General features: G+C 72.1%; 11 protein-coding genes and 1 riboswitch. Of the genes, 7 read left to right on the forward strand and 4 right to left on the reverse strand.

Annotated features, from left to right (window positions below):
- Nucleotides 1-303 precede the first annotated feature (303 nt).
- The 5 genes from RFN52_RS23860 to RFN52_RS23880 all read left to right on the forward strand — a co-directional run bounded on the left by RFN52_RS23860 (nucleotide 304) and on the right by RFN52_RS23880 (nucleotide 7,534).
- Nucleotides 304-1,569, forward strand: a complete 1,266-nt coding sequence (locus RFN52_RS23860) for a DegT/DnrJ/EryC1/StrS family aminotransferase (protein WP_184848884.1) — start codon at nucleotides 304-306, stop codon at nucleotides 1,567-1,569.
- The gene (locus RFN52_RS23865) at nucleotides 1,562-3,829 is read left to right on the forward strand and encodes a lipopolysaccharide biosynthesis protein (RefSeq protein WP_311241040.1); all 2,268 of its coding nucleotides are present in this window, start codon (nucleotides 1,562-1,564) and stop codon (nucleotides 3,827-3,829) included. The genes RFN52_RS23860 and RFN52_RS23865 overlap by 8 nt, the downstream gene beginning before the upstream one ends.
- A 314-nt stretch (nucleotides 3,830-4,143) precedes the next feature.
- Complete coding sequence (locus RFN52_RS23870; protein WP_184848886.1) at nucleotides 4,144-5,961, forward strand: glycosyltransferase; 1,818 nt, start codon at nucleotides 4,144-4,146, stop codon at nucleotides 5,959-5,961.
- Nucleotides 5,958-6,398: a hypothetical protein gene (locus RFN52_RS23875; protein WP_184848888.1), complete on the forward strand. Its 441-nt coding sequence runs from the start codon at nucleotides 5,958-5,960 to the stop codon at nucleotides 6,396-6,398. Before RFN52_RS23870 ends, RFN52_RS23875 begins: the two co-directional genes overlap by 4 nt.
- Entirely contained in the window at nucleotides 6,395-7,534 is a 1,140-nt protein-coding gene (locus RFN52_RS23880; RefSeq protein ID WP_229856481.1) for a glycosyl hydrolase, read from the forward strand. The genes RFN52_RS23875 and RFN52_RS23880 overlap by 4 nt, the downstream gene beginning before the upstream one ends.
- A gap of 16 nt (nucleotides 7,535-7,550) precedes the next feature.
- Here RFN52_RS23880 and RFN52_RS23885 read toward each other — a convergent pair whose 3' ends face one another.
- The 3 genes from RFN52_RS23885 to RFN52_RS23895 are packed head-to-tail and all read right to left on the reverse strand — an operon-like array spanning nucleotide 7,551 to nucleotide 10,893.
- Nucleotides 7,551-8,393 (reverse strand): polysaccharide deacetylase family protein, encoded by an 843-nt coding sequence (locus RFN52_RS23885; RefSeq protein WP_374050177.1) that lies wholly within the window; start codon nucleotides 8,391-8,393, stop codon nucleotides 7,551-7,553.
- Nucleotides 8,390-9,787 carry a glycosyltransferase family 2 protein gene (locus RFN52_RS23890; RefSeq protein WP_311241041.1) on the reverse strand — a complete coding sequence of 466 codons (1,398 nt, stop codon included), beginning with the start codon at nucleotides 9,785-9,787 and terminating at the stop codon, nucleotides 8,390-8,392. The genes RFN52_RS23885 and RFN52_RS23890 overlap by 4 nt, the downstream gene beginning before the upstream one ends.
- A 20-nt stretch (nucleotides 9,788-9,807) precedes the next feature.
- Nucleotides 9,808-10,893, reverse strand: a complete 1,086-nt coding sequence (locus RFN52_RS23895; RefSeq protein ID WP_184848890.1) for a GNAT family N-acetyltransferase — start codon at nucleotides 10,891-10,893, stop codon at nucleotides 9,808-9,810.
- 171 nt (nucleotides 10,894-11,064) lie between these two features.
- On the opposite strand from RFN52_RS23895, the gene RFN52_RS23900 reads away from it, so the two are divergent.
- Nucleotides 11,065-11,913 (forward strand): HAD family hydrolase, encoded by an 849-nt coding sequence (locus RFN52_RS23900; protein ID WP_184848892.1) that lies wholly within the window; start codon nucleotides 11,065-11,067, stop codon nucleotides 11,911-11,913.
- On the opposite strand, the gene RFN52_RS23905 is transcribed toward RFN52_RS23900, so the two are convergent.
- The gene (locus tag RFN52_RS23905; protein WP_184848893.1) at nucleotides 11,877-12,656 is read right to left on the reverse strand and encodes a transglycosylase SLT domain-containing protein; all 780 of its coding nucleotides are present in this window, start codon (nucleotides 12,654-12,656) and stop codon (nucleotides 11,877-11,879) included. The two genes, RFN52_RS23900 and RFN52_RS23905, sit on opposite strands and share 37 nt — an antisense overlap.
- 3 nt (nucleotides 12,657-12,659) lie before the next feature.
- A riboswitch (cyclic di-AMP (ydaO/yuaA leader) is annotated at nucleotides 12,660-12,837 on the reverse strand.
- Between the two features lie 502 nt (nucleotides 12,838-13,339).
- Between RFN52_RS23905 and RFN52_RS23910 the strand changes: the two genes are divergently transcribed.
- Complete coding sequence (locus RFN52_RS23910) at nucleotides 13,340-14,350, forward strand: polyprenyl synthetase family protein (RefSeq protein WP_184848894.1); 1,011 nt, start codon at nucleotides 13,340-13,342, stop codon at nucleotides 14,348-14,350.
- The last annotated feature ends 276 nt before the right edge of the window (nucleotides 14,351-14,626 follow it).

Raw genomic sequence — 14,626 nt, forward strand, 5'->3', positions numbered from 1 at the left:
TGCCTCGCTTTCGGGTGTGCCATGTCGTCGCCACGTGTTCGTGGTCGTGCCACACGTTACGGGTGACACGCCGGTCCTGGGCAGAGTCCGAGGAGGCGGAGACGGGCGAACGGGGCAGGTGGGCCCGGTTGGGGCCGGTCGGGGCGACTCCGGCGGGCCGGACGGGACGCCCCATTCGTACGTGCCGGAAGTTATCCACAGGACGCGACGCAATCTTGACGGAGCGGTGCGAACGGGGCGACTCTGGGCGGGTGCCGGAAGGCCTCGGGGAGGGGGCTTTCCCACGGCACATCTGGGGGGCGGATGGCCATAGGGGAGGCCGGTCCGGGTTCGGTGCGGCATGGCGCACAGCCGAAACGGCTGGAAGAGGCCATGCGCGTCCGGCTCGGCCGGGAATGTGTGTACGTACCGTCGTGCCGTTTCGGGCTGTACGTGGCGCTGCGCCACTGGTGCCCGCCCGGCGGACGGGTGCTGATGTCGCCGGTCAACGACGACGTGATCTTCTTCGTCGTGCTCGCGGCCGGACTGCGCCCGGTGCAGGCGCCGTTGAACCCGCTCGACGCGTCCATCGACATCGATGCCGTGCCGGACGAGGTGTGGGGCTCGGTGTCGGCCGTCCTCACCACGAACCTGTACGGGAACCCGGACCCGGCGCCGCGTCTGCGGCAGAAGTGCGACGCGCTGGGGATCCCGCTCTTCGAGGACGGGGCGCACGCGATCGGCAGCCGGGTGGGGGACAGACCGGTCGGGGCGTGGGGCGAGGCCTCCGTGTTCAGCCTGTCCAAGCACGTCGGGGCCAAGGCCGGAGGCATGCTCTCGCTCGCAGATCCGGGGCTGCGTGAGGCGGTGGAGAAGACCTGCGCGGGACTGCTCGCGCCGCGCCGGACGAGCGCCGAACTCGCCTACCTGATCCGGCCGTACGCGGAGGCCGCCGTGCGCGGGCTGCGGCTGCGGCGCGCCGCCTGGTCCGCGATCCGGCTGCTGGGGCTGGCGGATCGCGAGGAGATCCGGATGCCGCTGCGCCCGGACGAACTCGCCCTCGCCGCCCGTCGGACGCCCGGGCTCGACGCCCACCACCCGTGGGTGCGCGTCGACATGCACGACTACCGCCTGGAGGCTGGCCGGCTGCGGCTGCGGCGCATCGGGCGGGGGCTCGACCGGCTGGACGACGTCCTGGACGCCTGCCGGGCGGGCACGGAGCTGCTGCTCTCCACGCCCTGGGCCAAGCCGCGTGACGCCTACGGCACCCAGCCGTTGTTCCGTGTGCCGCTGTTCGTGGCCGACCGGGACGCGGCGGTGGCGGCTCTGGCGCGACGGGGCATCGTCGTCGGCTACCTCTACGACCCGCCCCTCGACGACTACGCCGGTGCGGAGTTCACCGACCCCTCGCCGGCCCCCGAGGCGGCCCGCTGGTTCGCCCGGCACGCGCTGCCCGTGGACCCGCTGCGGGCGCGGGCGGTCGCCGAGGTGCTGGAGCGGTCCGGGGCGCGGCCGGTGCGGGCGCCGGGAGAAGGAGAGCTGCCCGGGAACAGGCCGACACCGGGAGGGCTGGGACAGTCCCGTGACTGAGATCCAGGTGCACGAGCCCGCCGCCGCGCGCAGCGACGGCGGCGGGCCGAAGCCTGCCGACGGCGACCACACCCACGACTCGCTCTTCAAGAACGCCTACTTCCTCATGCTCAGCACCGGCGTCTCCGCCGTGCTGGGCCTCGGATTCTGGCTGGTGGCCGCCCGTTACTACACGGAGGAGGCCGTCGGCCAGGGCTCCGCCGCGATCGCCGCGATGCGGCTGCTCGCCAGCATCACGGCGACGACGATGATCGGTGCCGTAGTCCGCTTCGTCCCCCGCGCGGGACGCCGGACCGGGCGCCTGGTGTCGGGCACGTACATCGCCAGTTCGCTGGTCGTGGCGCTCGCGGCCGCCGTCTTCCTGCTGACGCTCGATGCGTGGGGAGCGTCCTACGCGCCCCTGGGCACACCCATGGCGGGAGCGGTGTTCGTCGCGGCCTGTGTGGCCTGGGCGCTGCTCACCCTCCAGGACGGGGTGCTCACCGGACTGCGCAAGGCGGAATGGGTGCCCGCCGGGAACGCGGTGTTCTCGGTCGGGAAGCTAATCCTCCTGGCCGTCTTCGCCAGCATGCTGCCCGTGCTCGGCATCTTCGTCTCCTGGGCGGTGGCGATCGCCTTCTCCACGCTGCCGCTGGGCTGGCTGATCTTCCGCCGGCTCATCCCGCGGCAGGCGGCGGCCGACCGCGACAAGGAACCCCCGAAGATCAAGGACATGGGCCGCTTCCTGGCCGGGGACTCGCTGGGCGCCCTGTTCAGCCTGGCGATGATCAACCTGCTGCCGGTGATGGTCGCGGTCCGCTTCAGCGCCGCTGAGAACGGCTACTTCTACGTGGCGTACACCGTCGGCGGCACGATGGAGTTCATGGCCATCAACATGGCCTCGTCGCTCACCGCGCACGCCTCGCACGACCCCCGCCAGCTCGCCGACGGCGTCCGGGGCGCCCTGCGGCGCATGACGCTGCTGCTGGTCCCGGTCGTGGCCGTGCTGGTCGTCTTCGCCCCGTACATCCTCACGCCCTTCAGCCCCGACTACGCCGAGCACGGCTCGACCGTGCTGCGGCTGCTGGCCCTGGGCGCCCTGCCGCGGGTGGTGGTGGAGCTCTACATCGGCGTGCTGCGCGTCCAGGGGCGCACGGGTGTGCTCGCCGCGCTCCAAGGGGCCATGTGCGCCCTGGTGCTGGGCAGCGCGGCCGTGCTGTTCACGCCGTCCGGGATCGCGGGTGCGGGCTGGGCGGTGCTGCTGAGCATGACGCTGATCGCCGTCGTCTCCATGGCCGGGCTGCGCGCGGCCCTGCGCCAGGACGACAGCGTGCCCGCCGCCCGCCCGCCCGCGGCCCCCTCCTACGGCACCCACTGGGCGAAACTCAACGCCACCGCCGGGTACGGCACGACCTGGGCCCGCCGGGCCGCCTACCAGCCCAAGGAGGGAGACCAGGACACGGTCACGCTCTTCATAGGGCGCCCCGGCTACGAGCGCGAGGCGCTCCAGGCGGACACGCTGGCGCTGATCGTGCGGCCGGAGGGGCCGACCGGGCAGCCACCGCCCCACGACCCCGGGGAGCCGGACCAGGAGCCGCGGGAGCGGCGGCTGAGAGGCGCCCTGTGGAGCCTGCTCGGTGTCGCCGTCGTGTTCTTCTGGGCCTCGCTGCGTGACCTGCCGTGGCTCGACCGGGCATCCGAAACGGCCCTGACAGGCCGTCAGCTGCTGGAGGGCCTGCCCCTGCCGTCGCTCACCGCGGGCGGCCTGCTGCTCGTGGTGTTCGTCGCCGCCGTCACGCTGAGCACCCGGCGCGACCCGTGGCTGCCCGGCACGGCGCTGGGCGCCGCCCTCATCGCCCTGTACGCCGCACCGGCCGCCCTCGGGCGGGAACCGCGGCCGGTGGACGGGGCGTTGTATGAGAAGACGGCCGGCTTCCTGGCGGACGCGGTGGGGCTCTCCGGGCCCGAACCGCTGCTGCGCTGGGCGCCGCCGGTCTGCCAGTTGCTGTGTCTCGTACCACTGGGGCTGCTGCTCGCGAGCGCGGGCGGACGGCTGCCGTGGCCGGGGCGCTGGGGGGTTCTGTATCTCGTCGCGGTCGGCGGCTGGGTGTGGCGTGACGCGCTCGCACCGGTCGCCCCGCCCCTGCTCGTCGCCCTCACGCTGCTCCTGCTGCTCCACCGCGCCGTGACGGCCTGGGCGCGGACCCGCACCACAGCCTCGACAGGCCCCTTAGCCGACCGAACGGCCGACGAACCACCGAGCGGCCCGCCCCGCGACTGACCGGACCCGAAGCCGAGACCGATCCGGGCTCCGGGCCGACAGAGGCCGAACAGAGCCGAATAGCGCAAGCAGAGCCGAATAGCGCGCCAGCAGAGCCGAACAGACCAGCAGAGCCAGCAGAGCCGAACAGAGCCGAAGAGAGCAACCGCCAGGGGGGAACCACCGTGCGTCCGCCAGTCACACCGAGGGAGAGATCCACGCCAGAACCCACACCCGCACGGGACGGCGCCAACACCCCCGGCAGCGGCCCCGAGACGGCCAGCCAGTCCTCCAGCCCCTCCTCCTCGGAGTCGTCGAGCCCCGCCCATGAGCCCGTGACGGATCTGTCCGACCTGCCCCCGGCCTGGTCCGGACGCCGCGCACTGGCCTGGCCGGGTGTGCCGCTGCTCGTCGCCCTCGCGCTCTGGGCATACGCCGTGCGGCACACCGACGTCTCGCGGCTCGACGACTACGGGCTGGTCAGCGCGCTGCACCCGGCCTTCTGGGCGGGGCTCGGGGTGCTCACCACCGGCTTCTGGTTCACGGTCCGCGACGCGCGCCGGCCGGGCGCCTGGTCGGCGGCGTACGTGCTGGGCCTGCTGGTGATGGAGCGGGCCACGCAGGCCGTGCTCTACCCGACGCCGCTGTACGCCTGGGCGTGGAAGCACGAGGCGGTCATCGACCATCTGCTGACGGCCGGCGGTCTGCAGACGGCCGATCAGGTCGGCGACATGGCGGTGTACGACCAGTGGCCGGGCTTCTTCGCCGCCCAGGCCGCCCTGCAACGGCTGCTGGGCGTGGATTCGACGGCGATGTTCATGGCCTGGTGGCCCTTGGCCTCCAGTCTGATGCTGCTGCTCCCGCTGCTGCTGATCTACCGCACCTTCACCGAGGACCGGCGGCTGATCTGGACCGCGGTCTGGCTCTTCTACGTCGCCAACTGGGTCGGGCAGGACTACTTCTCCCCGCAGTCCGTGGCGTACGCGCTGCACGTGGGCGTCCTGGCCGTCGTCCTGCGCCGCTTCGGCCGGTCCGCCGTGCGGCGCGGCCGGCCGCGCCAGGCGGTGTGGACGGTGGTGATCACCGTCATGATCGTGGCGATCGTCATCTCCCATCAGCTCACCCCGGGCATGCTGGCCGTCTGCCTGCTCGCCCTGTGCCTGAGCCGCCGCTACCGCGACTGGGTCCCGCTGGTCACGACCGTGGTGATCTTCCTGGCCTGGTGCCTCACGGCCGCGCTGCCCTTCCTGTCCGCGGCGATGCCGGACATGATCCGCTCCATCGGCGACGTCGGCGCCAACGTCGAGACGGGCTACGGCGCCACCCCGACCGGCACCGGAGCGATCGCGACCTCCTGGGCGGCCCGGCTGCTGTCCGGCTCCGTGCTGCTGCTCGCGGCCGTCGGCGTGCTGCGCCAGCGGGTGCTGCGCCACCGCGCGTGGCCCCTGCTGCTCGTCGCGGCGGCCCCGCTGCCGATGTTCGCGGCGAGCAGCTACGGCAGCGAGATGATCTTCCGGGTGCTGCTGTTCATGCTGCCCGGCGCCGCCTTCTTCGCCGCCGCCGCACTGCTGCCCAAGGTCCGCACCCTGGCCGCCGACGCCGCCGCGCAGGAGACCGGCAACCGGCAGGCCACCGGCACCGCCGGGCCCCGCCGGTGGGGCATCGGCACCTGGGTGCCGCTGGCCGCGCTGCTCGGCGGAACCCTGGCGTTCGTCCCCGCCTACTCGGGCAAGGACCGGATCAACTACTTCCCGCCGCAGGAGGTGGCCCTCGTACGGCAGCTCTTCGACCAGGCACCGGACGGCTCGCTGGTCGTGGCCGCCAACCGCAACTACCCGGACGCGTACGCCGACTACTGGAGCGTCGACCACTACTGGTTCCTCGACGACGCCCGCAGTCACGTCGACCGGATCGTCAGGAGCCCTGCCGCCACCCTCGCGCGGGACATGGCCGGGGTGGATCGGCCGGGCCGGGCCTACTTCCTGCTCACCCAGGGGCAGCTGGCCAACTCCGAGATGAACGGGCAGCTCGACAAGGCGCAGCTGGACCGCATCCGGAAGTCCGTCGACGCCTCGCCGCGCTTCCGGCTGGTGGCGGAGAACAGCGCCGGATGGCTCTACGTGCTGAAGCAGTCAGAGGGAGCGGAGCGATGACACCGCAGGAACTCGTGGTCCGGATGCTGCCCCCGTTCGGCGGCTGGCTGGCGCTGGCCGCGCTCGCCCTGCCCGGCGGATCACCGCTGCGCGGCGCCGCGGTCGTGCTCTTCCTGGCGGCGGGCCCGGGCGCGGCCGTGGTCAGAGTCTGCGCCCCCGCCCTGGGGGCGCGACCCGCCGAGGGGCCCGTGGAGCGCCGGGATCCGGACTTCGCCCGCCACTCCGACCTGCTGGAGCGGCTGATGCTGACGCTGTTCCTGAGCATCGGCGCCGTGATGGTCGTCGCCACCGTGCTGATCGCCACGCACACCTTCAGCGCGCAGCGGGTGCTGCTGACGCTGACGCTGCTGACCACACTCGCCGCGTTCTGTCCGCCGCTGCGCGCCTCTCCGCCGCCGAGGACGACGCCGAGGACACCGAAGGGTTCCGCTCAGTGAGGTTCAACCGCCCCCACCGTCCCTTTCGACCCGCGCCGGGCACGACCGGAGGACAGCACCGAAAAGATCCACACGAGGAGCAGTCCGCCGGCCCGTCGGCATCGGGCCGGCGCCGCCTGCTGATCACGTCGGCCACGGTCGTCAGCGCCGTCCTGGTCGCCGCATTCGCCCTGCGGGACGCATCGGGCCCGGGAGCCGCCGGATCCAAGGCGGACTGCCGCCCCACGGCCCTCCTGGAACCGCCCTGCGGCGCCTGGTTCGGGGCGTTCGTGCCGCACGAGCGGGACGACCTGCCGGAGAAGGTGCGCGCTTACGAGAAGCGCGTGGGCCGCGAGCTCGACATCGTGTACACGTACCACGACATGTCCCTGGCCTCGGGCACCCGGCGCGAGGGCCGGCTGCTCACCCCGGAGGAGCGGCGCGTCGGCGAGGACCACCTGCTGCTGCTGTCCTGGGAGAGCAAGTGGTGGGGCGGCACGAAGCGGCAGCAGCCGACCTGGAAGCAGATCGCCGCCGGCGAGCTGGACGACAAGGTCATCGACGTCCAGGCCCGGCGCATCAAGGACTACGGCAAGAAGGTGTTCCTCTCCTTCGACCTGGAGATGGACACCCGCACCCCGGACAACGGCACCCCGGCCGACTACGTCAAGGCCTACCGGCACATCCACGACCGCTTCCGCGCACTGGGCGTCGACAACGTCGTGTGGACGTGGATCACCACCGGGTACCTCGACCACGCCGACGAGATCAAGAAGATGTACCCGGGCGACGACTACGTCGACTGGATCGGCTACAACCAGTACAACTACTACCGCTGTCACGAAGCGGGCTGGCTGACCTTCGCGCAGACGCAGAACGCCACGCACGACTGGATCCGCGCGAACATCTCCGACGACAAGCCGCTGATGCTCTCCGAGTTCGGCACCGCCGCGGACGCGAACCGCCCGCAGCGGCAGGCCGAGTGGTACGCGCAGGTGCCCGGGGTCCTGAAGGGCTTGGAGGGCGTCAAGGCCGCCCTTCAGTGGAACTACCGCGACCCCGGGCCGCACTGCAACCTGGCGCTGGCCAACGACGCGGCCTGGGACAGCCTGCGCAAGGCGGTCTCCGACCCGTACCTCAACCAGCCGCTGCGCTAGGCCCTGTCCGCTCGGGTCAGCCCGCGAACTGGGGCCCGTGCACCATCGCACGGGCCCGCCGGTACCAGCGCCAGGCGATCGTCTTCGGCCCGTCGCGGTACGGCGCGACCCGTGCGCCCGCCCCCGCCAGCCAGCCCTCGACGTCGGCGACGGTGTGGGTGCGCCGGACGATGAGCCGGGCGATGCGGTACCGCTCGTCGCGGTCGGAGCTGAGTGCGTGCCGCACGGCGGTCGCCGTCTCGTAGCCGGTCCGGGCCGACATCGCCCGCACCCGGGGGCTGTTGTAGCCGTGCGGATAGGCGAGGTGCCGGATCTCGTGCCCGAGGGCGTCCTCCAGTACGGCCTTGGAGGTGCGCAGTTCGTACGCCAGGTCCTTGGCGGACAGGGTGTCGAGCTGCGCGTGCGTGACGGTGTGGCTGCCGATCTCCATGCCGGAACGTTCCAGCTCCGCCGCCCGGGCCAGGGTCATCATGGGGGCGGGCGGCAGCAGGCTGCGGCCGCCCGGGGCGATGGCGCCGGTGGTGAGGTAGGCGGTGGCGGGCAGCCCGCGTCGGGCCAGGACCTCGGCGGTGGGGCCGGGCAGATCGGCGAACCCGTCGTCGAAGGTGAGCAGGACGGGCCGGGGCGGCAGCGGCGCCCGCCCGGCCAGATGATCGGCGATCGCGCTGATCGTGACGGGGGTGCGCCCGCTGCCGACGATGACGTCGAGATGTGCCGCGAACTGCCGTGGCGTGACCGTGAACTCGGCGATCCACTCGGGCGGGTCGTCCATCACGGCGTGGTAGAGGAAGACGGGGATGGCCGGGGTGCCCGAGGGCGATATCGGTCCCTCACCACGGGTACGTGCCGACGTCGTCATCTCGCCCCCTGAGAGGTCTGCGCCCCCTGAGAGGTCTGCGCCCCCTGAGAGGTCTGCGCCCCGTGAGCGGCCTGCGCCCCTGAAGCGGCCTGCGCCCGCTGAGCCGTCTTCTCCCGGACCGCCGCGCGCAGCGCGTACCGCGCCCGCAGATAGCCGACAGGCCCGTAGACCATCCCCCTGCGCTGCAACCGCGACAGCCGCCGCGGCCAGGGATGGGTGCGCACATCGTGGTCGCCCGGCGTGCCGGTGCCGGTGCCGTCCGCCGCGTCCGTCTCGCGTACCGCCGTCAGCGTGCGGGCGTGGGCGAGGCCGCGGGGGAGTCTCGCGAGGAACGCCGGCAACAGCGCGGGCCGGTTCACGAGCACCGCGGTGAGGTACGCCGTGAGCCCGGCGCCGTAGCCGTACGCCTGGGTCTCCAGGTCCCGCCAGGTCTCCCGGTGGTGGTGCCAGACCAGGGCGTACGGCGTGTAGCGCAGCCGGTGGCCCTGGGCGAGGACGCGCACGAACCCGTAGAGGTCGTCGCCGCCCCGGGCGGCCGTCCCGGCGCCGGTGGCCGGGTCGAAACCGCCGACGGAGCGCAGCACCGCCGTCCGGAACGCCATGTTCGCGCCCGAGCCGAACCGCCCGGCCGTGAATGGGAACAGCGGCTCGTCGCCCGGCGGACGCGCCGGGTCGTACGTCCTTGGAGTGAAGCCCTTCGCGAAGCCGCCGTGGCTCTCCAGCAGCACTTGGGCCGGGGTCGTCAGCCGCGCGGGCAGGATCAGCCCGGTGCAGCAGCCGAGCCCGGCATCGGCGGCGAAGGGCGCGCTCAGCTCGGTCAGCCAGCGCGGGTCGGCGACCACGTCGTCGTCGGTGAAGGCGACCACCTCGCCGCGCACGGCGTCCAGCCCGGCGTTGTGCGCGCCTGCGAGCCCCGGAACAGGCTCGCAGACGTACCGCACGCGCTCGGCGTACTTCCGCTCGATCAGCTCCCGCGTCTCGTCCGTGACGGGAGCGTTGTCGACGACGACGATCTCGAACCGCGGATGGTCCTGCGCCAGCAGCGAGTCCAGCGCCCGGGCCAGCTGCCCGGCGCGCTCCCGGGTGGCGACGACGACACTCGTGAACGGCGGCTCCCCGGGTTCGCCGAAGACGGCCGGCCCGCACTCCGCCCGCGCCCGCTCCACCAGCACGGCCCTGGGATCCGCCCCCTCGGGCACCTGCCCGAGCAGCGTGCCCACGGGTCGGCCGCCCCGCCTGACCAGCACGAACACCTCGCCGTGCGTCACGGGCGGGCTCCCCGGGCCGGGTCTGAGCACCGCCTCGTCACCGTCGAGGTCCAGCTCGGCGACCTGCACCGCCCCGATGTCCAGGAACCGCCGGATCTCCTCCTGCGCACGCGCCGAACGGGCCATGCGCCCACCCCCCTTGTGTGTCAGGTACGGCGCAGCCGAGCCGCGCCCTTCAGCGTCCGCGCGGCCAGCGACGCGAGCCGCGGCCTGCTGCGGACGAAGCTGTGCGCGCGGCGCGAGGGCTCGCGGCTCAGCCAGTGCAGTGCCGCGCCGGCCCCCGGCCGGGTCACCGCCCCCTCGTACACGGGCAGTTCGCCCGTCTTCAGCGCGTCCTTGTACTCGGCCGCCCCCCGCCCCAGGTCGAGCAAGCCGATGCCGTCGGCGGCCGCCGCCTCGGCCATGCGCAGGTGCAGCACGAGACCGGGCGAGAACTTCGCGAACTCCGGGTCGTAGGCCGGGAACCAGCAGGCCAGCACCGAGGACGAACGCAGTCCGAAGTGCGCGGCGACGGGCCGCTCACCGGCGTACAGCACCGACAGCGTGCCGCTGCACTCCGGCGCCCGGGTCCGGGCCAGCTGCCCGACGAGCCGGGTGATCCACTCCTGGGCGAATCGGTCCCGGCGGCCCGTCCTGCGGTACTGCGCGGACTTCCACTCCATGAGCGTGCGCAGCGCGGCCGGTTCGCGCTCGTCGAAGACGAACCGCAGCTCGCCGCCCTGCCGGCCGAGCCTGCGCTCCTTGGCCAGGGTGGTCTTCAGGAACTTCGGCGACTGCGAACGCAGTACCGACTCGTACGTCTCGTAGCCCTTCTCCACGTCGACGACGTAGGTGGCGTGCTCCTCCGCGGCGTACCGGACGAACAGCCGCTGCTCGGCCTCCAGATTGTCGAAGGCGAAGCTCGACACCGAGCAGGCCCTCAGCAGCCTGCCGGTCTCCAGCTCCAGGCCCGGCCGCAGGATCGCGCCCTGCGCGTCCGAGACACCGAGCCCGATCGCCCGGCCCTGCCCCAACGGGCCACGCTCGTAGGGCAGGAACCCGGCCGGTTCCGGCCCCTCGTACACCACGGCCACCCGGGCACCCGGCCTGACCTGGCCGACGGCTTCGGTGAACTCCGGTTCCATGAAGGGGTTGCGCGGTGCCTCGGAGGCCGCGCGCAGCGCACGCCAGCGCTCCCTCTCCCCTTCGCCGAGTTCCCCGGGCCCGGCCACGCGTATGCGCCCACTGCTCAACCCGACCCCCCGATCAAGTCCCCCCTGGACACTTGGAAGGTACCGCTCGATGCGGCCTCACGGGTAGGTAGCGGACCATGTTGTTGCCAACCGGTGCAGAGGCCTTCAACCGGGCAATCGGCATCGGTCGTACGATGAAACGAAGGGGCGCGCTGTCCGTATTCTCTGATCATGGCCGCAACCATCGCATATTCACTCATCGCCACCGATCTGGACGGGACGCTGCTGCGCGGCGACGACACCCTCTCCGACCGGTCCCTCGCCGCGCTCGCGCGGGTGGCGGACGCCGGTGCCCAGCACCTCGTGGTGACGGGCAGGCCGGCGCCCAGAGTGCGGCCGCTCCTGGACGACCTCGGCGCCACGGGGCTCGCGGTGTGCGGGCAGGGCGCGCAGGTGTACGACGCCGGCGCGGACCGGCTGCTGTGGTCCATCACCCTGGACCGGGAACTGGCCGAGACCGCCCTGGGCAAGATCGAGGCCGAGGTGGGGCAGGTGTACGCGGCGGTCGACCAGGACGGGGTCGACGGGCTCACGCTGATCGAGCCGGGCTATCTGATGCCGCACCCGACCCTGCCCGCCGTACGGGTCGACCGGCGCGACGAACTGTGGGGCGAGCCCATCAGCAAGGTGCTGCTGCGCCACCCCCATCTCTCCGACGACGAGTTGGCGACGACGGCCCGCTCGGTGGTCGGCTCACTGGCGACGGTGACGATGTCGGGGCCCGGCACGGTGGAACTCCAGCCGTGCGGTATCACCAAGGCCACGGGCCTCGCGCTCGCCGCCGAGCATCTGGGGCTGCGCCCGGCGGACACCATCGCCTTCGGTGACATGCCCAATGACATCCCGATGTTCGACTGGGCCGCTCACGGGGTGGCGATGGCCAACGCCCACCCCGAACTCAAGTCCGTGGCCGACGAGGTCACCCTGTCGAACGAGGACGACGGCATCGCCGTCGTCCTCGAACGACTGCTGGGCGGGGCTGCTCAGTACGGGCCGTTGACGTTGTCGATCGAGCCGTAGCGGTCGGCCGCGTAGTTGCAGGCCGCGGTGATGTTGGCGACCGGGTCGTACGGGTCCCACGAGGTGCCGTCGACGTGGTAGGCCTGGAAGGTCGGGTCGATGGTCTGGAGCAGGCCCTTGGACGGGGTGCCCTTGGCGGCGTTGGAGTCCCAGTTGTTGATCGCCAGGGGGTTGCCGGACGACTCGCGCATGACGTTGCGGTAGATGCCGTCGTAGGACCCGGGGATCCCCTTCTGCGCCATGATGTCCAGCGCCTCCCGGATCCACCCGTCGAGGTTGTCCGCGTAGGTCTTGGCGGACGCCTGGGTGGCCTGGGCGACACCGCCGGCGGGCTTCGCGGCCGGCTTGGCGGGGGCGGACGACTTGGTCGCCGTCTTCTTCGCGGCGTCCGTCTTGGTGGTCTTCACCGTCAGCTTCAGACCCGGGTGGATCAGCTTCGGGTCGCTGCCGACGGCGGCGCGGTTGTCCTTGTAGAGCTGCTTCCAGCCGCCCGAGACGTCGTATTTGTCCGCGATGCGGGCGAGCGAGTCGCCCTTGACCACGGTGTACGTGAGGGACTTGGCGGGCTGAACCGCCTGCGGCACGGACTGTGCGGCGGCCGGTGCGCTCTGGGGCTCGGCGGCGCTCGCGTGCGTGGCGCCGAGGAGCGGAAGGGTGAGTGCTGCTCCGCCGGTACCGGCGGCGATGAAGCCTCGGGTCAGCGGGTTGGTTCTGGGGCGACGGTGCTTGCCTCGTCCGGCCATGGCGATATTCCTCTCCGGCGCCTGCGAGGTGAGCTGTCGGGTTCGGGCCGGGAGGTGCCCGGCCGCGTACGGCGCTGTGTGCCGTGCGCGGCTTCACCCCGAGCCGTGCCGCTGTGCGGACCGGCGACTTACCTGGGTCCCCCGCTCCTGCCCTGCGTGAGTGAGTCGGTTCCTGTGGGGAGTCCGGGCGGCGGCAGGATTGGGCGTCCGCCGGACAGGCCGGGAACGTATGCGAGAGCACATGTCGGGAACAAGCACCTCAGTCACATATCGCGCGGTTGACCTTGGTCGGGGGTGTTTGGGGCGCTTGATCCTTTGCGGGAGCCAAGGTTCAACTGGCGTTCGGGGGAAGGTGGTACGGGCCGATGCCGAGGCGGGGCGGAAAAGGGGGACAAGTGATTCAACTCACTGATCACGAGTTCGCAGGGCAATTTCCACCAAGGGGAATTCACCTACTCATCACGGCAAATCGTGCATAGTTCACTACCCCTGGGTAAGTCGATTTATATCTGTTCTTATAGGTTGATCGAAAACATAACGGTCGTGATCGGATACCACCCGGCCTGTAACCCTGGGTGCTGGCGGTGATCGAAACGTGACCGGATACGCTGGCCGGAGTGAGGGCAGCGACCTATCGACAATCCGCGTAATCACCGGCAGACACAGCAGACAGGAGACCCCTCGTGACCGACGTCGGGCCGTTCGGGCTGAGCGTGCGGGACCAGGCTCTGGAAGCCGACGTCCAGGCCGGACTGGCGGCTGTCGAGGAAGGCTTGCTCGAGGCCACCAAGAGTGAGGTGCCCTTCATCACGGAGGCCGCCCAGCACCTGGTGCGGGCCGGGGGCAAGCGGTTCCGCCCGCTGCTGGTGATGCTCTCCGCCCAGTTCGGCGACCGGTACGCACCCGGGATCGTGCCGTCGGCCGTCGTCGTGGAGCTGACCCACCTCGCCACGCTGTACCACGACGACGTGATGGACGAGGCCGCCGTGCGCCGCGGTGTCGAGAGCGCGAACACGCGCTGGGGCAACTCCGTCGCGGTCCTCACCGGCGACTTCCTCTTCGCCCGCGCCTCGCACATCCTGGCCGACCTCGGCCCGGAGGCCGTGCGGGTGCAGGCCGAGGCGTTCGAGCGTCTGGTGACCGGCCAGATCCTGGAGACGGCCGGACCGCAGGACGGCCGGGACCCCGTCGAGCACTACCTCGACGTGCTGGGCGGCAAGACCGGCTCGCTGGTCGCCGTGTCGTGCCGGTTCGGCGCGATGATGTCCGGCGCCGACGACACGGTCGTGGACGTCCTGACCCAGTACGGCGAGCGGCTCGGCGTCGCCTTCCAGCTCGCGGACGACGTCCTGGACATCGCCTCCGACTCCCACGAGTCCGGCAAGACCCCCGGCACCGACCTGCGCGAGGGCATCCCCACGCTGCCGGTGCTGCGGCTGCGCGAGCGGGCGGCCCGGCTCGGACTCGCCGAGGACATCGCCCTGTGCGAGCTGCTCGACTCCGACCTCACCGACGACGCCCGGCACGCCGAGGCCCTGCGCCTGCTGCGGGCCCACCCGGCGCTGGAGCAGGCCCGGCAGGACACCGTCCGCTACACCCAGGACGCCCGTTCGGCGCTCGCGCCCCTCCCGGAGTGCACCGCGAAGGCGGCGCTCCTGGAACTGTGCGACGCGGTGGTGCACCGGGCCGGCTAGGGGCCTGTCGTTTGGATCAGGCCGCAGACGCGGGGCCTGGCACGCACATCTGCCGCGTTGTCGTCGGTTGCCGACTCCCCCACGCTCGGCTGCGCTCGCGCGGGAGGGGCCCCCATCGCGTCGACGCCCTCCTCCGCCTTGCAGCTGCACGCACCAGGCCCCGCTCACGGGCGCTGATCAGCACCGTCGATTTCCTGCGGCCTGATCCAAACGACAGGCCCTAGCCCTCCCTCCCCGCACGACCCCTACGGGTCGGGGGAGAAGCCGCCCTTCCGT

It is taken from the genome of Streptomyces collinus (assembly GCF_031348265.1).
In the GTDB taxonomy this organism is placed as follows: Bacteria; Actinomycetota; Actinomycetes; order Streptomycetales; family Streptomycetaceae; genus Streptomyces; species Streptomyces collinus.

Coding starts and splice junctions, on each gene's coding strand:
- RFN52_RS23860 (WP_184848884.1), top strand. CDS start 304: ATGGCCATAGGGGAGGCCGGTCCGGGTTCGGTGCGGCATGGCGCACAG.
- RFN52_RS23875 (WP_184848888.1), top strand. CDS start 5,958: ATGACACCGCAGGAACTCGTGGTCCGGATGCTGCCCCCGTTCGGCGGC.
- RFN52_RS23905 (WP_184848893.1), bottom strand. CDS start 12,656: ATGGCCGGACGAGGCAAGCACCGTCGCCCCAGAACCAACCCGCTGACC.
- RFN52_RS23890 (WP_311241041.1), bottom strand. CDS start 9,787: ATGGCCCGTTCGGCGCGTGCGCAGGAGGAGATCCGGCGGTTCCTGGAC.
- RFN52_RS23900 (WP_184848892.1), top strand. CDS start 11,065: ATGGCCGCAACCATCGCATATTCACTCATCGCCACCGATCTGGACGGG.
- RFN52_RS23885 (WP_374050177.1), bottom strand. CDS start 8,393: ATGACGACGTCGGCACGTACCCGTGGTGAGGGACCGATATCGCCCTCG.